This window comes from Actinomycetospora corticicola (assembly GCF_013409505.1).
In the GTDB taxonomy this organism is placed as follows: domain Bacteria; phylum Actinomycetota; class Actinomycetes; order Mycobacteriales; family Pseudonocardiaceae; genus Actinomycetospora; species Actinomycetospora corticicola.
Genome location: NZ_JACCBN010000001.1, coordinates 4,776,458 through 4,800,801, shown reverse-complemented (window position 1 = coordinate 4,800,801; position 24,344 = coordinate 4,776,458). Strand labels below are relative to the sequence as shown.

28 protein-coding genes and 3 tRNA genes are annotated in these 24,344 nt (G+C 72.2%); 17 read left to right on the top strand and 14 right to left on the bottom strand.

The annotated features are described in order from the left end of the window. Positions 1–355: 355 nt before the first annotated feature. Positions 356–1,495, top strand: a complete 1,140-nt coding sequence (locus BJ983_RS23310) for a rep family protein (protein ID WP_179795989.1) — start codon at positions 356–358, stop codon at positions 1,493–1,495. Positions 1,496–1,510: 15 nt separating this feature from the next. On the opposite strand, the gene BJ983_RS23305 is transcribed toward BJ983_RS23310, so the two are convergent. Together BJ983_RS23305 and BJ983_RS23300 are read right to left on the bottom strand one after the other, a co-directional pair. Then, positions 1,511–1,921 (bottom strand): plasmid mobilization protein, encoded by a 411-nt coding sequence (locus BJ983_RS23305; protein ID WP_179795988.1) that lies wholly within the window; start codon positions 1,919–1,921, stop codon positions 1,511–1,513. 13 nt (positions 1,922–1,934) lie between these two features. Next, a complete protein-coding gene (locus BJ983_RS23300) occupies positions 1,935–2,249 on the bottom strand; it encodes a hypothetical protein (RefSeq protein ID WP_179795987.1) in 315 nt (104 codons plus the stop codon). Positions 2,250–2,358: 109 nt separating this feature from the next. On the opposite strand from BJ983_RS23300, the gene BJ983_RS23295 reads away from it, so the two are divergent. Beyond that, a complete protein-coding gene (locus tag BJ983_RS23295; protein ID WP_179795986.1) occupies positions 2,359–2,820 on the top strand; it encodes a DUF6941 family protein in 462 nt (153 codons plus the stop codon). Here the strand turns inward: BJ983_RS23295 and BJ983_RS23290 are convergent. Together BJ983_RS23290 and BJ983_RS23285 are read right to left on the bottom strand one after the other, a co-directional pair. Further along, positions 2,817–3,218 (bottom strand): hypothetical protein, encoded by a 402-nt coding sequence (locus BJ983_RS23290; protein ID WP_179795985.1) that lies wholly within the window; start codon positions 3,216–3,218, stop codon positions 2,817–2,819. The two genes, BJ983_RS23295 and BJ983_RS23290, sit on opposite strands and share 4 nt — an antisense overlap. Next, positions 3,215–4,057, bottom strand: coding sequence for a P-loop nucleotide/nucleoside kinase family protein (locus tag BJ983_RS23285; RefSeq protein ID WP_179795984.1), 843 nt, complete (start codon positions 4,055–4,057; stop codon positions 3,215–3,217). The genes BJ983_RS23290 and BJ983_RS23285 overlap by 4 nt, the downstream gene beginning before the upstream one ends. A 192-nt stretch (positions 4,058–4,249) precedes the next feature. On the opposite strand from BJ983_RS23285, the gene BJ983_RS23280 reads away from it, so the two are divergent. From BJ983_RS23280 to BJ983_RS23250, 7 genes are read left to right on the top strand one after another with little or no spacing between them, the layout of a single operon-like run. After that, positions 4,250–4,654, top strand: a complete 405-nt coding sequence (locus tag BJ983_RS23280; RefSeq protein ID WP_179795983.1) for an RNA-binding protein — start codon at positions 4,250–4,252, stop codon at positions 4,652–4,654. A 3-nt stretch (positions 4,655–4,657) separates the two neighbouring features. Beyond that, complete coding sequence (locus BJ983_RS23275) at positions 4,658–5,017, top strand: WhiB family transcriptional regulator (RefSeq protein ID WP_179795982.1); 360 nt, start codon at positions 4,658–4,660, stop codon at positions 5,015–5,017. Next, positions 5,014–6,255, top strand: a complete 1,242-nt coding sequence (locus BJ983_RS23270; protein WP_179795981.1) for a hypothetical protein — start codon at positions 5,014–5,016, stop codon at positions 6,253–6,255. Before BJ983_RS23275 ends, BJ983_RS23270 begins: the two co-directional genes overlap by 4 nt. Further along, positions 6,252–6,479, top strand: coding sequence for a hypothetical protein (locus BJ983_RS23265; RefSeq protein ID WP_179795980.1), 228 nt, complete (start codon positions 6,252–6,254; stop codon positions 6,477–6,479). The genes BJ983_RS23270 and BJ983_RS23265 overlap by 4 nt, the downstream gene beginning before the upstream one ends. Next, positions 6,476–6,832: a hypothetical protein gene (locus tag BJ983_RS23260; RefSeq protein WP_179795979.1), complete on the top strand. Its 357-nt coding sequence runs from the start codon at positions 6,476–6,478 to the stop codon at positions 6,830–6,832. The genes BJ983_RS23265 and BJ983_RS23260 overlap by 4 nt, the downstream gene beginning before the upstream one ends. 3 nt (positions 6,833–6,835) lie before the next feature. Further along, positions 6,836–7,018, top strand: a complete 183-nt coding sequence (locus BJ983_RS23255; protein WP_179795978.1) for a helix-turn-helix domain-containing protein — start codon at positions 6,836–6,838, stop codon at positions 7,016–7,018. Further along, positions 7,015–8,151 (top strand): tyrosine-type recombinase/integrase, encoded by a 1,137-nt coding sequence (locus tag BJ983_RS23250; RefSeq protein WP_179795977.1) that lies wholly within the window; start codon positions 7,015–7,017, stop codon positions 8,149–8,151. The genes BJ983_RS23255 and BJ983_RS23250 overlap by 4 nt, the downstream gene beginning before the upstream one ends. A 91-nt stretch (positions 8,152–8,242) precedes the next feature. Here BJ983_RS23250 and BJ983_RS23245 read toward each other — a convergent pair. Then, positions 8,243–8,315: transfer RNA gene (locus BJ983_RS23245), tRNA-Arg, on the bottom strand. A 43-nt stretch (positions 8,316–8,358) separates the two neighbouring features. Continuing rightward, positions 8,359–8,448: transfer RNA gene (locus BJ983_RS23240), tRNA-Ser, on the bottom strand. A 246-nt stretch (positions 8,449–8,694) separates the two neighbouring features. On the opposite strand from BJ983_RS23240, the gene BJ983_RS23235 reads away from it, so the two are divergent. Further along, a complete protein-coding gene (locus tag BJ983_RS23235; RefSeq protein WP_179795976.1) occupies positions 8,695–9,726 on the top strand; it encodes a zinc-binding dehydrogenase in 1,032 nt (343 codons plus the stop codon). Positions 9,727–9,766: 40 nt separating this feature from the next. Here BJ983_RS23235 and BJ983_RS23230 read toward each other — a convergent pair whose 3' ends face one another. Together BJ983_RS23230 and BJ983_RS23225 are read right to left on the bottom strand one after the other, a co-directional pair. Next, the gene (locus tag BJ983_RS23230) at positions 9,767–11,518 is read right to left on the bottom strand and encodes a phosphatidylglycerol lysyltransferase domain-containing protein (protein ID WP_343054319.1); all 1,752 of its coding nucleotides are present in this window, start codon (positions 11,516–11,518) and stop codon (positions 9,767–9,769) included. Between the two features lie 76 nt (positions 11,519–11,594). Then, positions 11,595–12,302, bottom strand: coding sequence for a dienelactone hydrolase family protein (locus BJ983_RS23225; protein WP_179795975.1), 708 nt, complete (start codon positions 12,300–12,302; stop codon positions 11,595–11,597). 98 nt (positions 12,303–12,400) lie between these two features. Between BJ983_RS23225 and hisC the strand changes: the two genes are divergently transcribed. Next, positions 12,401–13,453 (top strand): histidinol-phosphate transaminase, encoded by a 1,053-nt coding sequence (gene hisC, locus BJ983_RS23220; protein ID WP_343054318.1) that lies wholly within the window; start codon positions 12,401–12,403, stop codon positions 13,451–13,453. Here hisC and BJ983_RS23215 read toward each other — a convergent pair. After that, positions 13,366–14,547 (bottom strand): acyltransferase family protein, encoded by a 1,182-nt coding sequence (locus BJ983_RS23215; RefSeq protein WP_179795973.1) that lies wholly within the window; start codon positions 14,545–14,547, stop codon positions 13,366–13,368. The genes hisC and BJ983_RS23215 overlap by 88 nt on opposite strands. Before the next feature lie 142 nt (positions 14,548–14,689). Here BJ983_RS23215 and BJ983_RS23210 point away from each other — a divergent pair, with 142 nt between their 5' ends. Together BJ983_RS23210 and BJ983_RS23205 are read left to right on the top strand one after the other, a co-directional pair. Then, positions 14,690–15,376, top strand: a complete 687-nt coding sequence (locus BJ983_RS23210; protein ID WP_218890421.1) for a DUF1990 family protein — start codon at positions 14,690–14,692, stop codon at positions 15,374–15,376. Positions 15,377–15,400: 24 nt separating this feature from the next. Beyond that, positions 15,401–16,609, top strand: a complete 1,209-nt coding sequence (locus BJ983_RS23205) for a low temperature requirement protein A (RefSeq protein ID WP_343054317.1) — start codon at positions 15,401–15,403, stop codon at positions 16,607–16,609. A 77-nt stretch (positions 16,610–16,686) separates the two neighbouring features. On the opposite strand, the gene BJ983_RS23200 is transcribed toward BJ983_RS23205, so the two are convergent. Then, the gene (locus BJ983_RS23200) at positions 16,687–17,793 is read right to left on the bottom strand and encodes an FAD-dependent oxidoreductase (RefSeq protein ID WP_179795971.1); all 1,107 of its coding nucleotides are present in this window, start codon (positions 17,791–17,793) and stop codon (positions 16,687–16,689) included. A gap of 68 nt (positions 17,794–17,861) precedes the next feature. Here BJ983_RS23200 and BJ983_RS23195 point away from each other — a divergent pair, with 68 nt between their 5' ends. Continuing rightward, a complete protein-coding gene (locus BJ983_RS23195; protein ID WP_179795970.1) occupies positions 17,862–18,521 on the top strand; it encodes a TetR family transcriptional regulator in 660 nt (219 codons plus the stop codon). 1 nt (position 18,522) lies between these two features. On the opposite strand, the gene BJ983_RS23190 is transcribed toward BJ983_RS23195, so the two are convergent. From BJ983_RS23190 to BJ983_RS23180, 3 genes are all read right to left on the bottom strand, one after another. Then, complete coding sequence (locus BJ983_RS23190; protein ID WP_179795969.1) at positions 18,523–18,867, bottom strand: hypothetical protein; 345 nt, start codon at positions 18,865–18,867, stop codon at positions 18,523–18,525. A gap of 51 nt (positions 18,868–18,918) precedes the next feature. Further along, a tRNA-Ser gene (locus BJ983_RS23185) sits at positions 18,919–19,006 on the bottom strand. A gap of 140 nt (positions 19,007–19,146) precedes the next feature. After that, entirely contained in the window at positions 19,147–19,611 is a 465-nt protein-coding gene (locus BJ983_RS23180; protein WP_179795968.1) for a MarR family winged helix-turn-helix transcriptional regulator, read from the bottom strand. A gap of 80 nt (positions 19,612–19,691) precedes the next feature. Between BJ983_RS23180 and BJ983_RS23175 the strand changes: the two genes are divergently transcribed. Beyond that, entirely contained in the window at positions 19,692–20,693 is a 1,002-nt protein-coding gene (locus BJ983_RS23175) for a zinc-binding dehydrogenase (protein WP_179795967.1), read from the top strand. 120 nt (positions 20,694–20,813) lie between these two features. Continuing rightward, on the top strand, positions 20,814–22,190 hold the full coding sequence (locus BJ983_RS23170; protein ID WP_281376260.1) for a transposase: 1,377 nt from the start codon (positions 20,814–20,816) through the stop codon (positions 22,188–22,190). A 142-nt stretch (positions 22,191–22,332) separates the two neighbouring features. On the opposite strand, the gene BJ983_RS23165 is transcribed toward BJ983_RS23170, so the two are convergent. Beyond that, a complete protein-coding gene (locus BJ983_RS23165) occupies positions 22,333–23,550 on the bottom strand; it encodes a cysteine desulfurase-like protein (RefSeq protein WP_179795966.1) in 1,218 nt (405 codons plus the stop codon). A 183-nt stretch (positions 23,551–23,733) separates the two neighbouring features. Between BJ983_RS23165 and BJ983_RS23160 the strand changes: the two genes are divergently transcribed. After that, positions 23,734–24,306, top strand: a complete 573-nt coding sequence (locus tag BJ983_RS23160; protein ID WP_281376293.1) for a bacterial proteasome activator family protein — start codon at positions 23,734–23,736, stop codon at positions 24,304–24,306. Positions 24,307–24,344 lie beyond the last annotated feature (38 nt).

Below are 24,344 nucleotides of genomic sequence, written 5' to 3'. Positions count from 1 at the left end.
CCGCCGCTTGCCTCGGGTCGGTTGTCGGTGTCGTGCTGCTGGGTGGGCCCGGCCCCCGGGGTGGGCGCGCGCCCCGGGTCGAAGACAGGAGGGGTGGCGTGCCCGGCCCGAAGGGGCCGGGCCGCGCCAGTGCTCCGGCGCTGGCGCTGACCTGCGGGGGTGGTCGGTGATGGCGGGGTCTCTCGGTAATGGGCGAACAACTCTTCACCCGGCCCGGACCCGCCGGGGAGCGAACGAGCGTCTGACGCCTGGTGAGCGGCAGGCGAAGGCGCAGGCGCGGCGGGCTGGTCGGTGGGCTCGCCGTCGCCAGCTCCAAAAGATCACCGGACTCCGCCGGGTCCGGAACTGCGGGACGGTGCTCGATCAGGACGCCGGGGTCACGCTCGCGGTCACCAACAACGCGGACGGAACCCGGACGGCGGGGTTCTCCGGGCTGGCGACGTGTGGGTCGGTGTGGTGCTGCCCGCAGTGCGCCGCGAAGATCGCCACCCGCCGAGCCGATGAGCTGGCCCGGGTCATGCGTGCGGTCGAGGAACGGGGCGGGTCGGCGTTCCTGCTGACCTTGACGATGCGCCACGCCCGCGGCGATCGGCTCGGGCTGACCGGCGACGAGCGCCGCCGCCTGTCCCGGCTCCGCGAGAAGGCAGCCGAGTACGCGACGGCGAACGAGTTGGGCTGGGACTTCGACGAGCGCCAGGCCGAGGCCGACGCCATCGAGGAGCAGACGCTGCGGGAGCGACGTGGGTGTTGGGACGTGCTCTCCGACGCCTGGGCACGAGTCACCTCGGGGGCAGCCTGGAAGGCCGACCAGGAGCTGTTCGGAGGGCTCCTCGGGTGGGCGCGCGTCGTCGAGGTCACCGACGGAGGCAACGGCTGGCACGTTCACATCCACGCCCTGCTGTGCTTCTCCGACAACGTCTCCGCCGACGTCGTCTCCGCCTCCGTCGGCGCCCGGGTGTTCGCCCGCTGGAGCAATGCCCTCGCCCGCGCCGGGTTCGACGCGTCCGAGGAGCATGGGTGGGACCTGCGCAAGGTCCAGCTCGGCGACGGGGACCTGGCCGACTATTTCACCAAGATCGCCCACGAGGTCACCGGCTCGCACCGAAAGGAGGGCCGACGCAAGGGCGGCCGGACCCCGATGCAGCTCCTTGTCGACGCAATCGAGACCTACGAGGAGTCGACGCTGGCGCGTTGGTGGGAGTGGGAGACCGCGTCGGAGAACCGGCGTCAGCTGACGTGGTCCACCGGCGCCCGCGACCTGCGCAAGCTCGCCGGGCTCGTCAAGGACATGACCGACGAGGAGATCGCCAGTGAGGACCTGCCAGCGGATGAGCACTTGGCACTGCCGGCTGATAATTGGCGGTCAATCGTGGCAGGTCGCTGGGAAGCGGAGCTGCTTAGCAAGGCGGAGAATGCGCCTTTCCATAGCATCCGAAATTGGATACTCGAACGTACCGCGGGTCGCGGCCCACTCAACAAGCATCGGGAAGAATAGGAACGATGCGTCGAGCTAGGTCGTGGTCGACAATGAAGAAGTCGGAATTACACCGTCATTCCCGTGCCGGAGGAAAACTTCGGAGAACGTCTCCCCGACATGGTGGTTAGCGCGGAAGATCACCTGGTGCGAACCATTACTCGTGGACATCCAATCACCCTGCTGCTTCGATACTCCAGACACGGAACCTAGAGTGACCGCGCGAACATAAGAAGAGACGGTGACGCCCTCTCGATCTGCCTCCGCCTTGATGCGATCGAGTTCCTCCGGCGCAAAGCGCACGGACAGGACCGACCGAAGCTGGCGCCGGGAGGCAGCTGAGGCAGGCACGGGAGCGGGCACCGGCTCCCACTCGTCGCCATCTGGGTTGTCGTCGTAGTGCTTGGCCTCAGCTTCAACGGCGCGATAGATCGACTCATCAGACACGTTCGACTCCTCCCTAGAGGTACTTGTTGACGTCGGCATCTGCCGCTCTCCACCCCGTCACCGGGACCAGGAGCGGCTCTCCTTCGGGATCCCACATGATCTTGATGTCGAGCGCACGTCCAGCCACAGTCCGCCCCAACATCCTCCAGCTCGCTCGACGGTTCTTCTTGTTACGCAACCACACCGGCGGCTCCCAGAACACCTCGTCGACCTCGCTCGGCTGGATGTTCTTGCGCGCCAGGTGCTCGATGGTGCCCTCGAACCCGGCCGCCTCGTCCGGAGGCAGGAACTTGATCCCCTCGGCCGTGCTCGGGTGAGGCTCCATCATGCTCCGCTCGTGTATGACACGACCATCCTGGTACGGTCTTGTGTATGACACGTTACCCTACCGTTGTCATACGACACCCCCAAGGAGGCCCGCGTTGCACGTTGACATGATGATCGCCGACTTCGCTCAGGTGCACGGAGGGAAGCTGTTCGTCTCCGGCGGAGCGATCAACCTCCTTGCGCCGCTCCGCCCCGAGGCACCCTTCGCGGTGAACTTCGCCGTCGCACTGTCGATCACGATTCCGTGGCAGGCCACAAACCAGATGCACCGTCTCGCAGTGTCGATCTCCGACACCGACGGAGAGCTCGTGCCTATGGGGGACGAACTGCCTCCAGGAGCTGCCGCGGAAGATCGTGGGAAGTTCCTGGCAGAGTTCAACATGGGTCGCTCGCCAATCATGGTTCCCGGCGAGGAATCCGTCCTGCCCGTTGCAATCCCACTCTTGGGTCTTCCACTTCCACATCCCGGCAGTTACCAGGTCATCGCCGAGCTTGACGGCAGCGAGGAAGCTCGGCGAACCGTCCGCTTGCTCGACCCAAACTCACAAGGCAGATGGGGTCAAGGCTTCTAGCAGCGTCGATCAGGCTGCCTCCGCCTTCGGTCAGACGTTTCGAAGGATGACAACTTCGATTGCAGCTCGCGGGCTGCCGCGAGCATGGCGGGGTAGGAGGCAGGGTGGTATCCGCCGTCGACGACGCCGAGGATGGCGGCGAGTCTGCCGATGAGGACGTCGCGGGGGTCGTCCAGCTCCTCAGAGGCGTACGGTCGGGTGCGAGCGGTCTCCCACGTGGCCGGCGTCGGGCCCGCCTGCATCTCCTCCAGGGCGAGGGTCGCCGCACGATGTAGCACCTCGGGCCGGCGCTTGCGGACGGTGCCCGCGAGCATGAGGCCGTCCTGCTCGTAGCGACGCCTGATCTGGTCGACCATCGCCGCCGCCTCCTCGTCGGCTGCCGTTCCCTCGTCGGTCACAGGACTCCCCACGCCGTCAGCAACTCTCGTGCCTGCTCCTGCAGCGGCGGGGACGACAGCGAATTGTCGATGACCGCGTAGGGCAGGGTCGGCGTGAAGTCCTGGTCGACGCCCTGGAGGTAGTCGTCCCAGTGCGCGAGCTTGTGGGTGTCCCGCGCAGCGCCCCGGCGGCGGATGTAGGTCTGCATGGTGTCGGCGTCGGCTCTGATCCAGATGACGCGCAGGGTCGCGCCGAGAGCTTCGGCGTCGGCAGCCATGTGCCGAGTCCAGGCTTCGTCGCGCAGCTCGCGGATGAACGGCGCGGTCATGATCGCGGAGTTGCCGCAGGCGACGTTCTCGGCGGTCAGGGTCCGTAGGGCCTCGTACTCGGCGGGGCGGACCTTGGACAGATAGAGGTCGGACTCGCGGTCACTGGGGGCGCTGCCGAGTTCCACCAGCGCCATCTCGACGACCGGTCGGGTGGCGCTGTCCTTGTCGAACAGGGGCCAGCCGGTGAGGCGAGCGATGATCCGCCCGAGTTCGCTCTTGCCGGATCCGGCGTAGCCGCCGATCACGAGGATCGTCGGGGCCTCGGTCTCCTGGCGAGCTCGGCGCTCCTCCCCCGGGTAGTTCACCACCCGGCTGGAGCGGTCGCGGGAGATGACCAGACCCTCGGCGGTAAGCATCTGCATCGCCCGGGTCACCGTGGCCACGCTGGTCTCCCACTCCGCGGCGAGAGCGCGGGTGCTGGGGAGCTGCTGCTCGTGGCGGTAGGTGCCGGACTCGATCTCGGTCCGCAGATGCCGCGCGATGGACTCCGCGCTCGTGCCGCGGGTCAACCGCTCCGGGGCCTGGGACATCACTGCCGCATCTCCTCTGATCCGTACTGCTCGACGCAGTTAGTAACAGCTGAACCGTATCGCGTCAGTCCTGACGGCCACCACCAGCAGAGATGGGCGGCACCATGTGTAACAGTTGCTTCAGCCTGCTCCTGTTTGTTAGCGTCTGAGCCAGAGAGCTACACCAGACTGGAGCAGAAGGAGACAGACGAGATGGCGCTCTTCGAGTTCACCGGGACCCTCGACGGGTCCGACTACACGCCGGTCGCCACCGGCCACGTCGCGGCGGTGATGCAGTGGGAGGACACCGCCAACGGCCGCCGCCCGGGCTCGACGCCGGAGGTCGACGAGGTCACCGGCGCCCGGGTCTACGTCGCCGACGTGATGCTCCCGCTAGGTCGCGACGGGCGCCCGGAGCTGTTCGGGGTCCGCTTCGCCGCCGCCGACGAGCCGGAGTTCGCCCCGTACGCGCCGGTCGAGCTGGTCGGGCTGCGGGTCAAGGTCCGGGCCTCGCGCACCGGCAAGGGCGTCGACGTCTCCTTCACCGCCAACGCCGTACGCCCGGCCGGGCCACAGCGCACCGGCCGCCGCTCCGCCGAGCAGACCGAGGCGGCGTGAGTCATGGGCTGGCAGAAGAACGCGGCGTGCCGCGACACCGACCCGGAGCTGTTCTTCCCCGCCTCCGACGACGACACGAGCGTGCTCGTGGCCCGCCACCGCATCGCCGTGGCCCCGATCTGCTCGGCCTGCCCCGTGGCGACCGGCTGCCTGCGCTGGGCGCTCGACACCGGCCAGGACCACGGCCTGTGGGCCGCCACCACCCCCACTGACCGGCGCGCGATCCGCCGCGCCCGCCTCGCTGGCACCCCCGACCCGGTCGCCGACACCGATCCGATGTGCCCGGCCTGCGCGCTGCTCTTCCCGATGCCCGCGGTCGACGGCGACCTGTGCTCGCGCTGCACCGAGAGGAACGCGGCATGACCACCGACCGCACCCGGCCCCTCGTGGCCCGCCAGCCGGTCCGCTGGCACACCGGCGGCCCCGGCGGCGCCCGCCGCCTCATCAACCGCCTCCGGGCCCGCGTGGTCGAGCAGCAGCGCCTCGAGGCCCACCGCCTCCTCGAGGCCGACATGCGCGGCCTGTGGCGCGAAGCCTGCACCGGGGTCGGGCTCTGCCAGTACATCTCGGCGGCCGCCGGGCTCACCGTCCGCACCCCCCGCTTCGGCGGCCTGCGGCTCGCACCGACCGGGACCTCGTTCACCGTCGAGCTGCTGCCCGGCGGCGAACCCACCGAAATCGAGACCCACGCGCTGCGCCTGGCGCACTCCCTCGGCTTCGCCGGGCTCCGCGTCCAACCGATGGCCGGCCGCTGGGTCCGCGTCGTCCTCTTCGACGTCGACCCCCTCGCGTCGACCTTCGCCCTCCCCCACGCCGTCACCGGTCGGGCCGACGACCCGATCCTGCTCGGCCGCCGCGAAGACGGCACCCTCGTCGACCACGCCCTCGCGCTGCCCGGGCACATCGCCGTCCAGGGCCAGAACGGGTCCGGCAAGTCCCAGCTCTCCTACGGCCTCCTCGCCCAGCTCGCGGCCGCCGGTGACGTCGTCATCGCGGGCTCGGACATCACCGGCCTGCTGCTCGGCCGAGCCTGGGACGGCACCGTCCACCGAGCCCACCAGGTAACCGGCTCGAAGGACCTAACCGCGCACGCCGCGCACCTCGACCGACTCGTGGCCTGGATGGACGACCGCCTCGACACCATGCCGCCCCGAGCCGACAACATCGCCCCAACCGCGCAGACGCCGCTGGTGCTCGTGGTCCTGGAGGAGTTCCCCGGCCTGCTCCGCGCCGCGCAGGCCAAGGACCGCAAGCTCGCCGAGCGCATCACCTCCGCCGTCCTCCGCCTGCTGTCCGAGGGCCGCAAGGCAGCGTTCCGGATGCTGATGCTCGCCCAGCGGTTCGAGGCCAACGCCGTCGGCGGCGGGTACGCCCGCGACCAGTTCGCCGTCCGCCTCTCCTTCCGCGTCCCCGCCGAGTCGCTGGCGATGCTTCACGGCGACGACGCCCGCCGCCTCGGAGCTGAGCACGCCAACACCGAGCCCGGGATCGCGTACCTGTCGGCCCCGGGCCAGGACTGCGTCCGGCTCCGCGCGCCCTACCTCGGCGGCTACGGCGCCTACTGCGACCGCATCGCCCGCGACGGCCGGAGAGCGGCATGAGCCCACTCGCCCTGGTCCTCATCGCCGCCCTCGTCACCGCCCTACTGGCCAAGAGCCACAAGGCCGGCCCCGCCGTCCTCGCCGGCGTCGTCACCGTCTGCCTGCTCTTCGCCGCCATCCCCGCCCTCGGCCCCGCCGTCGCCAACAGCACCGCCGAGTTCGCCCGCCAACTCGGCGACGCCTCCGAGCGCGCCGCCACCGTCCCGCAGGAGGTCCGACGATGACCGACAACGCACGGCTCCTGCGCCTGCGCGCCGAGGAAGCCTCCGCCGCACTCCGGGCCGCCAACCACGCCACCTTCCGCGAGACCGTCACCGTCCCCGACGTCTACGACATCGTCGGCGACCTCGACGACCTCGTCCGCCGCCTCCCGCAGCTGTTCGGGTTCCTCGGCCGCTCCGTCGAGCGCGCGCCCGGCCGCCACTTCGACGACCGCGGCCACCACCCCGCGACGACCCTCCAGGCCGCCGCCCACGCCCTCGCCGGGGCCACCGGCTACGTCGACCTCGTCGCCGTCCAGCTCGCCACGACCCAGGTCCACCTGGGCCACATCGGCCTCGTAACCGCGGAGGACTGACCTATGCAACGAGTACTGCTGACGGTCGAGGAGGTCGCCGAGGCGCTCCAGGTTGGCCGCTGCACGGTGTACGACCTCCTCCGCAGCGGCCAACTGGAGTCGATCAAGATCGGCCGACTCCGCCGGGTCCGCCCGGAAGCACTCGCCGCGTTCACCGAGCGGATGGCGCAGGAGCAGAGCGCGTGAGCGGCCAGAACGCCAACGGCGAGGGCAGCGTGTGGCTGCGGACCGACGGTCGATGGTGCGCGGCGGCCTACGTCCCGGTCGTCGGCGGCGGTCGTCGTCGCGTGTACGGCTACGGGAAGACCCGTCAGGAGGCGCGCCGCAAGCTCCGCGAGCTGCTCGACAAGGCCGAGAAGAACGTCCCCGTAGCTCCGGCGAGCCTGACCGTCGCCACCTTCCTCGACGAGTGGCTGATCTACCTCAAGCCGCACGTGCGGCCGTCGACCTGGGTGGGGTACGAGACCAACGTCCGGCTCCACGTCGTGCCGAGGATCGGGAAGAAGAAGCTCACGGCGCTGTCGGTGCGGGACGTCCGGGAAGTGCTCGTCGACGGGATGCGCTCCGACGGGCACGGCGCTCGGGTGATCCAGTACGCCCACGCCACGGTGCGGGCTGCCCTGGAGCACGCCTTTCGGGAGGAGCTGGTGCCCAGGAACGTTGCGAAGATGGTGCGCGTCGCTCGCCCGGCCAAGCAGTCGACCACGGAACCGATGACGGTCGACGAGGCCAAGGCCTTCCTCCGCGCGGTCGCACCGGACCGGCTCGCGGCGATGTGGACCGTGCTCGTCATGCTCGGCCTGCGCCGCTCCGAGGTCTGCGCGCTGGAGTGGGAGGACGTCGACTTCGGCGCCCGGTCGCTCCGGATCGCGAAGAGCCTCCACCGGACCGGTGGCCGGCTCCAGGAGCTACCCACCAAGACCCGACGCTCGACGCGGACCGTGCCCCTGCCAGGTCGGGTCCTCTACGCCCTGGCCGCCCACCACGTGACTGCCCAGCTGGTGGGCGCCGAGCCCGGACGCCCGACCCGGCCGAAGGGCTATGTGTTCGTCACCCGCAACGGCACTCCGTTCGACCCGGCCAACATCACGCACATGTTCGGCGACCTCTGTGCCGAGCACGGCCTCCGCCGGGTGCGGCTGCACGACCTCCGACACACCTGCGTGAGCCTGCTGCTCGCGCTCGGCATCCACCCGCGGGTCGTCATGGAGATCGTCGGCCACTCCGCGATCGAGATGACCATGAACGTCTACGGCCACGTCAACCTCGACACCCAGCGCGCTGCCCTGGACGCCCTCGACGACGAGATGGAGGCCTGATGACCCGCGTTGCGGTCAGCCGTCGCGGTCACCGAGACGCAAGAAGGGCCCGCCACCGTGGTGACGAGCCCTTGACCTGCATCTTCGTGTGCGCGCCCGAAGGGATTCGAACCCCTAACCTTCTGATCCGTAGTCAGATGCTCTATCCGTTGAGCTACGGGCGCATGATCTTGAGTTGTTCCACGACAGACTGGTGCCCTGCCGCTGCGGAGGCTCCGGGATTTGAACCCGGGATGGGGGGTTACCCCAAACCGCATTAGCAGTGCGGCGCCATAGACCAGACTAGGCGAAGCCTCCCGGAGCCCTGGGGCCCACCGGGAGAAGACATTACACGCCGCCCGCCCGGCCCTTGACACCCCACCCCCACCGGCCGACCCCCGGCAGGGCGACCGAGGTCCTTCGGCGGCCCACCCGTCGTGCGGCGGCCGCCGTCGGCACCCGAGCGGAGCCACACCCGCCGTCGGGAAGATGAACTTCGCTGGTGGGCGGTGTGAGCCATCAGCATCTCCGCATGCATGCAGGGCCCACGGGTAGCCCTCGGGCATGAAGGCGACACTGATCTACGGAGCAGGCGACATCCGGGTCGAGGAGGTCCCCGACCCGAAGCTGGAGAACCCGACCGACGCCATCGTCCGGATCACGCACTCCTGCATCTGCGGCTCCGACCTGTGGCCGTACAAGAACCGCGAGGCGACCGAGCAGGGTGGCCGCATCGGCCACGAGTTCATCGGGGTCGTCGAGGAGACCGGGTCGGACATCAGCCGGGTGAAGCAGGGCGACGTCGTCGTGGCGCCGTTCTTCTACGCCGACGGCACCTGTGAGTACTGCCAGGCCGGTCTGACCACGGCGTGCCCGAACGGCAGCGCGTGGGGCGCGGAGACCGACGGCGGCCAGGGCGAGGCGGCCCGGGTGCCGTTCGCCGACCACTCTCTGATGAAGCTCGACGTGCCGGTCGAGTCGGAGCTCATGCCGAGCCTGCTGACGCTCTCCGACGTCTTCGGCACCGGCCACCACGCCGCGGTGTCGGCGCGGGTGGAGCCGGGCAAGGACGTCGTCGTCGTGGGTGACGGGGCGGTCGGCCTGCTCGCCGTCCTCGCGGCGAAGCGCCTCGGCGCCGAGCGGATCGTCCTCATGGGCCACCACAAGGCCCGTACCGACCTCGGGCGCGAGTTCGGCGCCACCGACGTCGTCGAGGAGCGCGGCGAGGAGGGCGAGCAGAAGGTCCGTGACGTCCTCGGCACCGACGGCGCGCACTCGACGATCGAGGCCGTGGGCTACGACCAGTCGCTCTCGACGGCGTTGAACGTGACGAAGCCGGGCGGGTTCGTCGGGATCGTCGGCGTGCCGCAGAGCGGCACCATCCCGAACGCCGGGCGGAAGTTCGGCGCGAACATCACGATCGCCGGCGGCATCGCGCCGACCCAGGCGAACATGCACGAGCTCCTGCCCGACGTCATGGACGGGAAGATCGAGCCGGGCAGGGTCTTCGACCGGACCATCGGGCTCGACGAGACCCCCGAGGGCTACCAGGCGATGAACGACCGCGAGGCGCTCAAGGTGTTGGTGCGTCCCTGACGCCTGTGAGCAGAAGGTGGGCCTGTAGCCCACTTTCTGCTCACCTGCGCAGAATGCGCAACATCGCGGGCGGCCTGCCGCCGTAGCCCTCCGCCTCGAAGGCGGCCACGGCGATCCGCGGCAGGTCGCGCACCGCGTCGAATACCAGGAACCGCGGCACCCAGGTCGGGCCGAAGCGGGCGTTGAAGCGGTAGAGCGTCTCGATCTGCCACCACCGCGAGGCGATCCGCAGGAGCCGGGCCCAGAGCCGTGCGACGGGGCCGGCGCCGATCCGCTCCCCCCGCTCCAGGGCCGAGCGGAAGACCGCGAAGTTCAGCGACACCCGGTCGACCCCGAGCCCCCGGCAGGCGGCCAGCAGGTCGGTGATGAGCAGCTCGTTGAGGCCGTTCTCGGTGACGGCGGGGTCGCGGATCATCAGGTCCAGCGACAGCCCCTCCGTGCCCCACGGGACGAACTGCAGCAGCCCGCGTGGCGCACCCTCGTGCACCGCCACGACGACGACGGCCTCCGGGTCGGCAGCGGCGTCGGCCACGCGGGAGAGCGCCATGGAGAAGCCGCGCTCGTCGGGGCCGCCACGCCACCGCTCCACACAGGCCGCGAGCTGACCGAGCTCCTCGGGCGGCACGTCCCGCAGCCGCCGCACCGTCGTCTCGTAGCCGGCCCGCTTGATCCGCGAGACGGCCTGCCGCACGGTCCGCATCGAGCGGCCCTGCAGCGAGAAGGTCGCGACGTCGACGACGGCCTCGTCCCCGAGTTCCAGCGCGTCCAGTCCGGCCTCGCGCGACCAGACCCGCGCGCCGGTCTCCGAGCACCCGAGCACGGCGGGGACCCAGCCGTGCCCCCGGCACACCGCGACGAACGCCTCGATGGCGCCCGGCCACGCCTCGACGTCGCCCAAGGGGTCCCCCGAGGCGAGCGCCACCCCGGCGACCACGCGGTAGGCCACGGCGGCCTTCCCGGACTCGGAGAACACCACCGACTTGTCCCGCCGCAGCGCGAAGTAGCCCAGCGAGTCGGCCTTGCCGTGCTTCTCGAGCAGCCCGCGGATGCCGTCGACCTCGTCGGGGGTGAGTTCGGGGCGCGGCTCGGACGAGCGCAGCAGGAAGTAGCCGCCGAGGACCAGCGCGCCGATGCCGAAGGTCAGGCCGACGGCGGAGGTCAGGTCGTCGTACCACTCGAACCGGAACTCGACCGGACCCTCGACCCCGATCAGCGAGAGCAGCGCGTGCAGCAGCTTCTCCCCCACCGACGGTCGGCCCACGAGGAAGCTGGAACGGACGAACAGCAGCATCGCGCTGACGATCACGAACCCGGCGAGCACCAGCTGCAGGACGACGCGCAGGGCGACCAGCCGGCCCACCGGGTCGGGCGCCGCGTCGAACTCGCGGCGGGCCCACAGCAGCCCGAGCAGCAGGATCACGGCGACGACCAGCGGCGGGATCGGGTGCCGTCCGAGCGCGTGCGACGCGACGATCACCACGCACAGCACGACGGCGAGCTGCCAGGCCCGCCGTTTCCGCCGCCGCAGCCCCGTGGCCAGCAGCATGAGGCCCACCCCCGCCGTCGCGAGGACGACGGTGCCCACCAGCGACGCCTCGACCGGGAGCCCGAACCACGCGGCGGGCTCCAGGCGGCGCCGGGCGGCCGGGGCGAAGATCGAGACGATGGACAGCAGGCCGACGATCCGGGCGGACCACACCACGATCCGGGCGATCCGGGCCCGACGCCGCCGTTCGCGGCGGAGCTCGTCGTCGGCCCCCTCCTCGGGGTCCACGACCCGAGTGCTCGTCACTTGTGACCTCCGGTCTCGTGAGCACCAAGGGTCGTCATAGCGACCTTTACTGCTCACCTGCGCGCAGCGCACATGCCTACCTCAGGTGCGCGTCGAACCAGTTCAGCACGCGGTGCCGGGCCTCGCTCCTGGTCCCCTCCCCGCCCTCGGCCTCGTCGTCGTCGGGGACGACGGTGGAGGCGTCGGACGGGTCGTCGAACCGGTGCTCGGCGGCCGGGTAGACGATCACGTCGACGACGGCCCCCGAGGCGTGCGCCGCCTCGCGCAGCCGGTCCACGTCCTCGGGGTCGACCGGGTCCCCGGACTCGCCGTAGAGCCCCAGCCAGGGGCAGGTCAGCTCCCCGACCACGTCGAGCAGCGGCGGCAGCCCGTCGGCCAGGGGCTGGGCCACGCCGGCGGCGGCGACCGTGACGACGGCGCCGAGCGAGCGCTTGGAGGCCACGACGAGGGCCGCGGTGGCGCCGAGGTCGAAGCCGAGGACGCCCATCAGGTCGGCCGCGACGCCGCGGTCGGCCAACCACCCGAACGAGGCGTCGGAATCCGCCAGGACCGACACCCCGGAGACCTCCCCGGCCGAGCCGGAGCCGTGGAACAGGTGCGGGGCCACCGCGAGCCAGCCCTCGTCGGCGAGGCCGTCCACGATGGCCTCGGTGCGTTCGGTGACGCCCTGCGAGGAGTGCAGGACCACGATCCCGCCGCGGACCGGGGTGCCGTCCGACTCCCCGACCGTCATCGTGAGTTCGGAGCCGTCGACGAGCGGGATCGTCTCCGTGCGGGTCGTCATGGGAGCAGCCTTCCATGTCCCGGCGCCCGGGTGCCCCCGGACCTGACCCGATGGGCGCAACCGGTTCCCCCGCGTCGACGCCGCACTACGGTGGCGGGGTGACACCGCTGCGTCCGGACCTCTCGTCGCTGCCCGCCTACGTCGCCGGTCGCACCGTCCCGGGTGCGGTCAAGCTGGCGAGCAACGAGGTCGCGCTGCCGCCGCACCCCCACGTGCAGCAGGCGGTGGCCGAGGCCGTCGCCGTGGCGAACCGGTACCCGGACATCACGGTCACCACGCTGACGCAGCGCCTCGCCGACCACCTCGGGGTCGCCCCGGAACGGATCGCGACCGGGTGCGGCTCGGTGGCGCTGTGCGGGCAACTGGTCGCGGCCGTCTGCTCGCCGGGCGACGAGGTGGTGTTCGCCTGGCGCTCGTTCGAGGCCTACCCGATCGTCTCCGTGATCGGGCACGCGACGCCCGTGCCGGTGCCGAACACCGCGGGGCACGAGCACGACCTCGAGGCCATGCTCGCGGCGATCACCGACCGCACGCGGATCGTCTTCGTCTGCAACCCGAACAACCCGACGGGCACCGCGATCCGTCGTCGGGAACTGGTCGACTTCATGGCGCGGGTGCCGGAGCACGTGCTCGTCGTGCTCGACGAGGCCTACGCCGAGTTCGTGTCCGACGAGGAGATTCCGGACGGCCTCACGCTGCTCGACGCGCACCCCCACGTCGCGGTGCTCCGCACGTTCTCCAAGGCGCACCGGCTCGCGGGCCTGCGGGTCGGCTACGCGGTCACGGCGCCCGACCTCGCCTCCGCGCTGCGCAGCGTGTCGGTGCCCTTCTCCGTCTCGGCCCCGGCGCAGGCGGCCGCGCTCGCGGCGCTCGACGTCCTCGACGACCTGCTCGCCGACGCCCGGGCCGCGGCTGCGGAGGCCCGGCGGATGGCCGCGGAGCTGCGCGCGGCGGGCTTCGAGGTCCCGGAGACGCAGGCGAACTTCTGCTGGCTGCCGCTGGGGGAGCGCACGCAGGCCTTCGCCGAGCACGCGCTCGACCACAAGGTGGTCGTCCGGGCCTTTCACCCCACGGGGGTGCGCGTGTCCGCGGGCGCGCCTGACGAGAACGAGATGCTGCTCGAGGCCGCGCGGTCCTTCCCGCGCGCCTGAGCCCCTTCCCGACGACGGGTCAGGGCCCGGAACGCGGGTCGCTCGACGCACCGGGTGAGGAGCCACCCGAGCACGAAGGCCAGCACGAGCACCCCGAGCAGCCGGCCCCACCCCGTGACGCCCGCGTAGTCCTGCGCGAGCCAGGCGAAGAAGTAGCCGATCTGCTGGTTCATCAGGTAGACGCCGTAGGAGACGCCCGCGGCCCAGCCGATGATCCGCGGGAGCGGGCCGATGCGCAGGAAGTCCCAGTCCGGGCCCAGCGTCGCGGCGGCGACCAGCAGGCAGGCCGCCGCGAGCACGATCGTGGAGTCGGTGTCCGGGGTGATGACGGCCTCGGCGAGGACCCCGGCGGCGGTGAGCGCGGCCAGGTGGGTCAGCGAGATGCGCCGCGTGCTCGCCAGCCACATCGCGAGCCCGATGGCGAAGAGCTGCCAGCGCCACATGACGAAGCCGTCGGAGAGGAACTTCAGCCAGCCGGTCGCGTAGGTGGCGAGCAGGACGGGCGTGATGACGCCGAACCACGCGAGCGCGGGCAGCACGCCCGGGCGGCGCCAGAGGTCGCGGCCGAGCAGGCCGACCGTGAGCGCCACCAGGCTGAACACCCCGAGCTGCAGCGGCAGCGTCCAGTAGGAGTGGTCCATGTACGTCACGGCCGGGTCGAATCCCTGCACGAGCAGGAGGTTGCCGACCAGGTCCCGCACCCCGGGCCGCCAGTAGCCGTAGTCGGCGGCGACCAGGGTCGCGCCGTAGGTGACGAGCACGGCGACGAGGTAGGCGGGCAGCAGGCGGGCGATGCGCTGGTACCACCAGCGGCCGGGCCGGCGCTTCGCGACGGTGACGCAGATGAAGAAGGCCGAGACCACCATGAGGGTGTTCGCGCCGGCCTCGACGCTCCAGATGAACGGCGGGGCCGCGAGCCACGGCATCACGCCCTGGGCGGTGTAGGTGGCGTGCTGCACCACGACCGAGAGCACCGCGAGGACCCGGATCACGTCCCACGACAGTCGCCGCTCACCCGACGCGGCGGGACGCAGCAGCCGACCCGTGGGCTCGGCGCTGCGGACCGTGGTGGGGCGTTCGTCGAGGAGCGTCATCGGGGCCGGAAATTACGGACGGCTCCTGAGTGGTCGCTGAGAGGCGCGTGTGTGCCCGCCGTCGGGCCGCCGAGCGGGCTGTGACGCTCGGCAACCGGGTCGGACCGACCGGTCGCAGAGGAAAACGGGTATGAGGAGCGCGATGCGGACCATGCGGCTGAGCCCGGTGTCCGATCCGGCGACCGACCTCGCCGAGATCGCGCGCCTCGAGCTGAACTACGACCCGTCGACGACGAGCGGCACGGGGTGGCACCACGACCGGCTCCGGCACACGCTCGCGACGGAGGCACCCGGCCCGCCCACGCCCGGCGGGGCGTGGGAGATCGCGTGCGCGCTGGTGCACGACTACGAGTTCGCCGACCGCTGGATCATGTCTGCGCTGTTCCACGGCGACGCGCCGCTGAAGGGCCGCGACATGCTGCTCGAGGGGCGCTTCGTGGTGCTGCGCTTCCCCATGGGCGTGCGGGTGGACACCGTGGTCGACGAGACCCGGGCCCGCGCCGACGGCACCGAGGAACGGGTGTGGGGCTGGAGCTACCAGACCCTCGGCCGGCACCTGGAGCGCGGTCGCCTGGTCTACGAGGTCGTCAAGAACACGACGACGGGGCGGGTCGAGTTCGTCATCACCGGCGTCTCGTCCCGCGCGTCGATCCCGAACCCGGTGATCGCGCTCGGCTTCCTCGTCTTCGGCCGGTACACCCAGCGGCGCTTCTACCGGGCGGTCGCGGCGAAGCTGGAGGAGCGGGTCCGGGACGTCCTGGCCGGGCAGCCTCGGCCCACCCCGGCGCACGTCGGGCCGGGCGACATCGTGCGGGCCCCCTCCGCCTGACACGGATCTGACAAGCTGCCGGGCGTGACGAGCCCACGCACCGAGTGGCGGCGGCCGATGGTCGCCCGGGATCCGCAGGAGTCGCACCGCGCGGCGTCGCCGCTGGAGCTGCTGTTCGACCTGGCGTTCGTGGTCGCGATCGCCCGGGCGGCCGCCGAGCTGCACCACGCGATCGCCGAGGACCACGTCGGCGCCGGCCTCGCGAGCTACCTGCTCGTGTTCTTCGCGATCTGGTGGTCGTGGATCAACTTCACCTGGTTCGCCTCGGCCTACGACTGCGACGACGCGCCCTACCGCGCCCTCGCCCTGCTCAAGATGGCGGGCGTCCTGGTGCTGGCGGTGGGCGTCCCCGACGTGTTCCGCGGCGAGCTCGGCACCGTGATCCTCGGCTACACGATCATGCGCGTCGCGATGGTCGCGCTCTGGCTGCGGGCCGCCGCCGGCGATCCTTCCCGACGACGGGTCTGCCGCACCTACGCCGCCGGGCTCGTCGTCCTGCAGGTGCTCTGGGTGCTCCTGGTGCTGGTCCCGTCGCCGTGGATCTACGTCGGCGCGGTCGTGCTGATCGTCGCGGAGGTGTCGCTGCCCCCGCTCGCCGAGTCCCGCGGGCCCGCGACCCCGTGGCACCCGGAGCACATCGCCGAGCGCTACGGCCTGCTGACGCTGATCGTGCTGGGCGAGGTGATCCTCGGGATCACGAACGCCTTCGCGGGCGCGCTGAACGAGGCGGGCTTCTCGATCGGCCTGCTGGTGCTCGGGCTGGGCGGGCTGTTCGTGGTGGTCGGGCTCTGGTGGATCTACTTCCTGGCCGGGGACGACGAGGGGCTCACCTCGCTCCGGGTCGCCCTGACGTGGGGCTACGGGCACTACCTGGTGTTCGGCGCCGTGGCGGCGGTCGGCGGCGGGATCGAGGCGGCGGTCGACGTCGAGGAGCACATCGCGCACGTGTCGCCGGTGACGGCCGCGTTCGCGGTGGCGGTACCGATCGCCGTGGTGCTGGTGACCCTCACCCTGCTGCGGCGCCTCACGTGGGCGTCCGGCTCGTTGGTGCCGGGGCTCGCCGTCGGCGGGGCGGTCGGGGTCCTGGTGTGCGCGGGTCTCGCGGGACTGGTCGGCGACGGGGTGTCGATCCTGCTCATGGGCCTCGTGCTGCTGGCCGTGCTCGTGGCGTTCCTGCTCACGGCGCGGCGGCGGGCGGGGAGCTCCGGAACGTCAGCGGTGGCACACGGCTGACGTCCGACGTCAGCAGGTCGCCACGACGGCGGGCAGGATGCGGCCGCGCCCGACCCGCACCCGGCCCGGACCTGTCGTCAGGAAGCCATCTCCTCGAACATCCGCACCAGCGAGTGCGGAGAGTCCGGGCCGTACAGGATCTCGGCGAGGTCGCCCTCCGCGGCGGCCGCCTCGCCGCGCGCGAACATGCCCGCCTCGAACGCGGCCAGGGCGGCCTCGACGTCGTCGGGGTGGGCGGCGAGGGCCAGGGCGAGCTCGGCGCCGTCCCGCATCGCGAGGTTGGCGCCGTCGCCGTTGGGCGGGGCGAGGTGCGCGGCGTCGCCGACGAGGGTCACGCCGGGGACCCGGTCCCAGCGGTGGCCGGCGGGCAGGGTGTGGAGGCGCCGGATCACGGGCTCGGTGTCGCTCTCGATGAGCAGGGCCGTGAGCTCGGGGGCCCAGCCCGCGAAGTGCGCGGCGACCCGCTCGGTGACGGTGGCGGGCTCCAGGGCGTCGAACCACGCGAGCGGACGGGTCAGCGCGACGTAGCCGTGCAGCGTGCCGCCGCTCTCGCGGTGGGCGGAGATGCCCTGTCCGGGGGCCAGCGCCATGAGCGCCCCGTCGCCCACCGCCGCGGCGGCCTCAGGGTGGCGGACGTCGCCGTCGTACAGCCAGGTCTCGACGTAGCAGCGCCCGCTGTAGGTCGGGCTGGCGTCCGAGACCAGCGGCCGGACCTTCGACCAGGCGCCGTCCGCGCCGACGAGGACGTCGGTGGTGACGGTCGTGCCGTCGGCGAAGGACACCTCGTGGCGGCCGTCGCCGAGCGGCCGCACCGCGGTGACCTTGTGCCCCCACCGCACCGTGCCCTCGGGCAGCGAGTCGAGCAGCAGGCGGCGGAGCTCGGCGCGCTGGACCTCCGGACGGCCGCCGGTCCCGTCGTCGGAGTGCTCGAGGAGCACGGTGCCGTGGGCGTCGACGATCCGCATCGCCTCGCGACCCTCCAGGACGAGGGCCCGGAACCCCTCCGTGAGACCGGCCGCCTCGAGCGCGGGCTGCCCGTCCTCGGCGTGGATGTCGAGCATCCCGCCCTGGGCGCGGGCCTCCGCCGAGGCCTCCCCCTCGAACACGACGGCCGGGATGCCGTGCACGTGCAGGACGCGGGCGAGCACCAGGCCACCGAGGCCGGCGCCGATGATCGTGACCATGTGAGCTCCTCTGGAACGTTGTTCCAGCACAGCTTGGAACGACGTTCCAGACGTGTCAAGATGGTGCCGTGGCCCGACGCTCCGACTCGCTCTCCCGGGACCGCATCGTGGCGGCGGCGATCGAGGTGCTCGACGCCGCCGGCGAGAGCGGGCTGACCTTCCGGGTGCTCTCCGAACGCCTCGCGACGGGGCCCGGTGCGATCTACTGGCACGTGGCGAACAAGGGCGAGCTGCTCGCGGCCGCGACCGACGCCGTCGTGGTCGCGGCCCTGACGGAGGAGCCCGCGTCCGGGTCGCCGCAGGACCGGCTGCGGGCGGTCGCCCTCGGCCTGTTCGACGCGGTGGACGAGCACCCGTGGATGGCGGCCCAGCTCTCGGCCGGCGCGTGGCAGGCGGGCGGACCGCGCATCGTGGAGGCGGTCGGCCGTCAGGTCCGGGCGCTCGGGGTGCCGCCGCGGGACTGGTTCGTCACCGCGACGGTGCTGGTCCAGTACATCCTCGGCGCGGCGGCCCAGAACGCCGCGAACGCGCGGTCGGCCGGGCCGGACACGAGCCGCGAGGAGATGCTCGACGCGATGGCGACGCGGTGGGAGGCGCTCGACCCGCAGGAGTGGTCGTTCACCCGCACCGTCGGCGACCAGATGCGCCACCACGACGACCGGGACCAGTTCGTCGCCGGAATCGACATCGCCGTGGCCGGGATCGCGGCGCTCTACCCGGCGTCGTGAGTCACTGACTGCCAGGCGGGCGGTGGTGTCGGAGGCGGTCCTCCTGCGCAGCCCGGACGTAGGCGGACCCGGCCGCGGCGGGCTGCAGCATCGTGTTCCGGTGCGCCACGATCGCGTCGACCAGCTTCTGGGCCTCGCGGCGCACGGTCGGGCTCTCGTCGCCCGAGGTGTGGTCCACCGCCCGGCCGAGCAGCTCGGCCACGCGGGCCAGTTCGTCGAGCACGTCCACGGTCCACGCGAAGCGGTCACTGCCCGGCGGACGCAGGTCCGGGCCGTGCGCCTCGAGCGCTGCGAGCGCCTGCGCGGCCTGCCGGGCCAGGGCGACGCCGGTGTTCTCGATCGTCACGGCACCGCAGCGTAGGACGCTCTTTGACCTGGATCCAGGAGGGGCCGCGCCTGGCGGAAGCGGGGGGATTCGAACCCCCGGTCCATTTCTGGACGTCCGCTTTCAAGGCGGGTGCAATCGGCCGCTCTGCCACGCTTCCGCGGGCCAGGGTAAGCAATCGGGGGCCGATCGTCGCGGCAGGGCGCACGACGAGATGGCGCCCATCGGTCCGCCGGACCACCCGCGGGACTCATGAGCGACGTCTCGACCGCAGGGCGACCCGACCCGTCGTAGGGGCTCCTAGGGACGGAGCTTGGCGACGATGCGCTCCATGACGTCGCCCATCACCCGGCGCTCGTCCTCGTCGAGGAGGTCGACGAAGTGCTCCCGGACGCCGCGGAGGTGGTCCGGCGCCGCCTTCTCGAGGCGGGAGAAGCCCTCGGGGGTGAGGACGGCGAAGACGCCGCGCCCGTCGGAGTCGCACACCTCGCGGCGGACCAGGCCCTGCCCCTCGAGGCGGGCGACCTGGTGCGAGAGGCGGGACTTCGAGGCCACGACCTCCTCGGCCAGCGACGTCATCCGCTGGCGGTGGTCGGGCTTCTCGGAGAGCCGGACCAGGATCTCGTAGTCGGCGAACGCGAGATCGTGGGTGTCGGACAGCTCCCGACCCAGGCGGCCGAGCAGGAGCGCCTGCCCGGCGATGAAGTTCCGCCAGGCACGCCACTCCTCGGCGTCGAGCCAGCGCGGCTCCTCCGAGGTGGACATGTCTCGCATCCTAGCCGTAGGCAACCGCTTCCGGGTCGCGCTTCTGCGACGCCGCGTCCGGCCCACTAGCGTCCGCCGTCGTGTACGGCATCGCCATCCGTGAGCCCGGCGGACCCGAGGTCCTCGAGTGGACCGAACAGCCCGACCCCGAGCCGGGGACCGGCGAGGTGGTCCTCGACGTCGTCGCGGCGGGGGTGAACCGCGCCGACGTCATGCAGCGGCAGGGCAACTACCCGCCGCCGCCCGGCGCCTCGGAGCTGCCCGGCCTCGAGTGCTCGGGCCGCGTCAGCGCCGTGGGCTCCGGTGTGAGCGGCTGGAACGTCGGTGACGAGGCCTGCGCGCTGCTCGCCGGCGGCGGCTACGCGGAGAAGGTCGTGGTCCCCACGGCGCAGCTGCTCCCGGTCCCGGCGGGCGTCTCGCTGGTCGACGCGGGCGGCCTGCCCGAGGTGGCCTGCACGGTCTGGTCGAACCTCGTCCTGACGGCGGGTCTGCGCTCCGGCCAGACGCTGCTCGTCCACGGCGGGAGCGGTGGGATCGGGACGCACGCCATCCAGGTCGGGAAGGCCCTCGGCGTGTCGGTGCTCGCGACGGCGGGCCACGACGACCGGCTCCAGCTCTGCCGCGACCTCGGGGCGGACGCCGCGCTGGACTACCACGGCGACCTCGTCGAGCTGGTCAAGGAGGCCACCGACGGTCGGGGCGCCGACGTCGTCCTCGACCACATCGGCGCCCGCAACCTCGACGCCAACCTCGACTCGATGGCCAACGGCGGCCGGATGGTGATCATCGGGCTGATGGGCGGCGCCAAGGGCGAGATCAACCTGGCGAAGATGCTCACCCGCCGACTCTCCGTGGCCGCCACGTCCCTGCGCGGACGCCCGACCGACGGGCCCGACGGCAAGGGCACCATCGTCGCCGCCGTGCGCAGCGACCTGTGGCCGCTGGTGGAGTCGGGCCGGGTCAAGCCGGTCGTCCACGAGCGCATCCCGATGCCCGAGGCCGCGCGGGCCCATCAGCTGATGGACGACGGCGGGGTCGTCGGGAAGATCATCCTCGAGGTGCCGGAGGCAGGTGAGCACTAAGTGGGGCTATAGAGGCTGTCGGATTTTGTAGACGGCTGCCACCGGTCCTGATTGGATCTTGTGGTGGCTCGTGGGTTCCGTCCGGTCGATCGTGACACCGGGTTCTTGCTGCCCCCGGACATGCGGGACTGGCTTCCGGAAGGCCATCTGGCATGGACGGTGCTCGACGCGGTCGACGCGCTGGACCTCAGCGCGTTGACCGGGTCCTACCGGCTCGGTGGGCGGGGCCGGCGGGCCTACGACCCGGCGATGATGCTGGCGCTGTTGATCTACGCCTATGCGGTCGGGGAGTCCTCGTCGCGCCGCATCGAGGCCCGCTGCGAGCACGACGTGGCGTTCCGGGTGATCGCCGCCGGGGACGCACCGGATCACAGCAGCATCGCCGGGTTCCGGGTCCGGCACCGGGACACCTTCGCGGACCTGTTCGTCCAGGTCCTGCGGCTGTGTCGGGAAGCGGGGCTGGTCAAGGTCGGCACCATCGCCCTCGACGGCACCAAGATGCGCGCCAACGCCTCCTCCGGGGCCAACCGCACCGCCGCCGGCATCAAGGCCGCGCTCGACGCCGAGACCGCCCCTGACGCCGAGACCGCCCCTGGGGCTGGGGGTGACGCGGCGGTGGTCGCCGAGCAGCTGCGGCGCGCGGAGGCGACCGACGCGGCCGAGGATGCCGAGTTCGGCTCCGATCGCGGCGACGAACCGCCGCCGGGGATGCGGGACCGGTCGGGGCAGCGGTCCCGGTTCGCGGCGGCCGCGGCGCGGATCGCGGCCCGCGAGGCGGCCGAAGCCGCCCAGCAGCAGGGGGCGCAGGCCCGCTACGAGCAGAAGGTCGCGGCGCGGGAGGCCTACCGGGCCGAACACGGCCGCAACCCGCGCGGGCGGCCCCCGAAGCCACCGGCCGCTCCCGATCCCGACCGCAAGCCGGGCCGGGCGAACACCACCGACCCGGACTCGGTGGTGATGGCGACCCGCCAGGGCTTCGTGCAGGGCTACAACACCCAGGTCGTGGCCAGCGAGGACCAGGTCATCCTGGACGCCGAGGTCGTCACCGACACCAACGACACCCAGCAGCTCGCGCCGATGACCCGCGCCGCGCTGATCATGCTGCGGCTGCTCGGGCTCGAGGTCCCGCACACCGTGCTCGCCGACGCCGGCTACTGGAACACCACCGCCATCACCGAGATGGACACCGCCCACGACCGAGGTCTCGGCCCGGAGCCGGTGGTGCCGCCCGACCGGGCGGCGCTGCGACCCGAGCCCGGCGGGCACGACCCGCAACGCCAGTCCACCCGCGCCCGGCGCATGCGTGAACGGCTCCGCGAACCCGACCGACGCGCCCACTACCAGCGCCGCTCCGGGATCATCGAACCCGTCTTCGGGCAGATCAAGCAACGCACCGGCGACCGGTTCCGGCTCCGCGGACTGGCCGCGGTCAACGCCGAGTTCAAGCTGATCGCGATGACCCACAACCTGCTCAAACTCCACGTCGCCAGCCCCTGAACCGCTGGGTGGCGGCGCCCTCCGGGCGCCGCCACCCCGCCATCAGCAACCCGCCGTCAGGAATCACCTACCGCGGGGCAGTCATCGAACTACAAAGTTCGACAGGCTCTATCGCGACCGTTAATGCTCACGTGAGCGCAGCTCACATGCGCGACAGGGCCCCCAGCAGCGCGTCCACGTCGGCGCGCGAGGTGTAGTGCGCGAGGCCGACCTTGACGACGCCGCCGATCTCGGCCCCGCCGATCACCTCGAGGGCCCCCTGGTCCCCGGGGTCGATCAGCACGCAGACCCCCCGGTCGGCCACGCGTTCGGCGACCTCCTGGGCGGTGCGGCCCGCGACCACGAACGCGACCGTCGGGATCCGGCGGGCCGGGTCGCCGATGACGGTGACGCCGGGCAGGTAGCGGAGTTCCTGGACGAGGTGGGCGGTCAGCTCGTCGTGGTGGGCCCGCAGCGAGGACATCGAGGTCAGCACGCGGTCGCGGCGCGAACCCCGGGCGCGGTCGTCCAGCTCGGCGAGGTGGTCGACCGAGGCGGCCAGGCCCGCGAGCAGCGCCACGGGGGCGTCGCCGAGCTCGAGCCGCTCCGGCCCGCGGGCGGCGGCGTCGTAGGACACGGCGGGCAACCGGTCGAGAATCTCGGGCTGGCGGAAGACCAGCGCGCCCACCGACGGGCCGCCCCAGGCCGCGGCGGAGAGCACCATGACGTCGGCGCCCATGGTGTCGAGGTCCAGCGGGAGGTAGGGCGCGGCCGCCGAGGCGTCCACGACCATCAGCGGCTCCACCCCGGAGGACGGCGTCGGCAGGGCGTGCACCTTGCGGGCGATGGCCGCGATCTCCGTGCGGGTACCGAGGTGACTGCACGCCGCGGTGACGGTGACGACACGGGTGCGCGGCCCGAGCAGGTCGTCGTACTGCCAGCTGGGCAGCTCGCACGACTCGATGTCGACCTCGGCCCACCGCACGGCCGCGCCCGTCCGCGAGCAGGCGCGGGTCCAGGGCAGTACGTTCGCCCGGTCGTCCAGCCGGGAGACGACGACCTCGTCGCCCAGGGACCACGTCGCGGACAGCGCGTCGGCCAGCCGTTCCAGCAGCGAGCCCACCGACGCCCCGAGGACCACGCCCTTGGGATCCGCGCCGACGAGGTCGGCCACCGCTCGACGGGCGGCGTCGATGATCGCGCCCCCGCGCTGCGAGGCGGGGAACACCGAGCCCGGCGGCGACACCGGCGCGCGCAGGGCGGCGGACACCGCCGTGGCGACCTGCTCGGGCACCTGCATCCCAGCCGGCGCGTCGAGGTGGACCCAGCCGTCACCGAGCGCGGGGACCTGCCCCCGGACCCGAGCGACGTCCACCGTCATGCTCGGGAACGCTACGTCGGCTGCCCGCCGTGACCGAGCCCGGTCGGTCGACCGCTCGACCGGCGGAGGGTACCGGTCGGCAGAGGGCTCGACCGGCGCAGTCAACGGTGGGCCGGCTGACGGTGCGGCGTCACGCCACCCGACACACCTTCCGCGCACGGGTCGCACCGGGTATCCGTCAGGATGACGGACATGAGCGAGCAGTCAGGCGACGGTCCCGGGGTCTCCGCGGGCGACCAGGTGATGATCGTCGGCGCCGACGGCCGGCCCGTGGGGACCGTGCGGATGCCGTCCGGCGAGAACGGCGAGGCGGGAGAGGAGCCCGAGGGCGGGCGCGAGGACCTCTCGTCCGCCGTCGAGGAGCCGGCGAAGGTCATGCGGATCGGCACGATGATCAAGCAGCTCCTCGAGGAGGTGCGGGCCACCGAGCTGGACGACGCCAGCCGTCGTCGGCTCAAGGAGATCCACGCGTCGAGCCTCGCCGAGCTCGAGTCGGCGCTGTCCCCCGAGCTCCGCGAGGAGCTGGCCCGCATCATCGCCCCGTTCGAGGGCGACGACGCCCCCTCCGACGGCGAGCTCCGGATCGCCCAGGCCCAGCTCGTCGGGTGGCTCGAGGGCCTCTTCCACGGCATCCAGACGGCGCTCGTCGCCCAGCAGATGGCCGCCCGCATGCAGCTCGAGCAGATGCGTCGCGGCCTCCCCGCGGGGTCGGGCGGCAGCACCGGGTCGCAGGGGGCGACCGGCCAGTACCTCTGAGGCTCCGACCGCCCTGCCCCCGGGGACCACACACCCCG

Excerpts from the sequence above, each read along its gene's own strand:
- BJ983_RS23300 (WP_179795987.1), bottom strand. The coding sequence starts at position 2,249 with ATGATGGAGCCTCACCCGAGCACGGCCGAGGGGATCAAGTTCCTGCCT.
- BJ983_RS23295 (WP_179795986.1), top strand. The coding sequence starts at position 2,359 with ATGATCGCCGACTTCGCTCAGGTGCACGGAGGGAAGCTGTTCGTCTCC.
- BJ983_RS23285 (WP_179795984.1), bottom strand. The coding sequence starts at position 4,057 with ATGTCCCAGGCCCCGGAGCGGTTGACCCGCGGCACGAGCGCGGAGTCC.
- BJ983_RS23280 (WP_179795983.1), top strand. The coding sequence starts at position 4,250 with ATGGCGCTCTTCGAGTTCACCGGGACCCTCGACGGGTCCGACTACACG.
- BJ983_RS23275 (WP_179795982.1), top strand. The coding sequence starts at position 4,658 with ATGGGCTGGCAGAAGAACGCGGCGTGCCGCGACACCGACCCGGAGCTG.
- BJ983_RS23270 (WP_179795981.1), top strand. The coding sequence starts at position 5,014 with ATGACCACCGACCGCACCCGGCCCCTCGTGGCCCGCCAGCCGGTCCGC.
- BJ983_RS23265 (WP_179795980.1), top strand. The coding sequence starts at position 6,252 with ATGAGCCCACTCGCCCTGGTCCTCATCGCCGCCCTCGTCACCGCCCTA.
- BJ983_RS23260 (WP_179795979.1), top strand. The coding sequence starts at position 6,476 with ATGACCGACAACGCACGGCTCCTGCGCCTGCGCGCCGAGGAAGCCTCC.
- BJ983_RS23255 (WP_179795978.1), top strand. The coding sequence starts at position 6,836 with ATGCAACGAGTACTGCTGACGGTCGAGGAGGTCGCCGAGGCGCTCCAG.
- BJ983_RS23235 (WP_179795976.1), top strand. The coding sequence starts at position 8,695 with ATGAAGGCGACACTGATCTACGGAGCAGGCGACATCCGGGTCGAGGAG.
- BJ983_RS23225 (WP_179795975.1), bottom strand. The coding sequence starts at position 12,302 with ATGACGACCCGCACGGAGACGATCCCGCTCGTCGACGGCTCCGAACTC.
- BJ983_RS23215 (WP_179795973.1), bottom strand. The coding sequence starts at position 14,547 with ATGACGCTCCTCGACGAACGCCCCACCACGGTCCGCAGCGCCGAGCCC.
- BJ983_RS23210 (WP_218890421.1), top strand. The coding sequence starts at position 14,690 with ATGCGGACCATGCGGCTGAGCCCGGTGTCCGATCCGGCGACCGACCTC.
- BJ983_RS23200 (WP_179795971.1), bottom strand. The coding sequence starts at position 17,793 with ATGGTCACGATCATCGGCGCCGGCCTCGGTGGCCTGGTGCTCGCCCGC.
- BJ983_RS23180 (WP_179795968.1), bottom strand. The coding sequence starts at position 19,611 with ATGTCCACCTCGGAGGAGCCGCGCTGGCTCGACGCCGAGGAGTGGCGT.
- BJ983_RS23170 (WP_281376260.1), top strand. The coding sequence starts at position 20,814 with ATGCGGGACTGGCTTCCGGAAGGCCATCTGGCATGGACGGTGCTCGAC.
- BJ983_RS23165 (WP_179795966.1), bottom strand. The coding sequence starts at position 23,550 with ATGACGGTGGACGTCGCTCGGGTCCGGGGGCAGGTCCCCGCGCTCGGT.
- BJ983_RS23160 (WP_281376293.1), top strand. The coding sequence starts at position 23,734 with ATGACGGACATGAGCGAGCAGTCAGGCGACGGTCCCGGGGTCTCCGCG.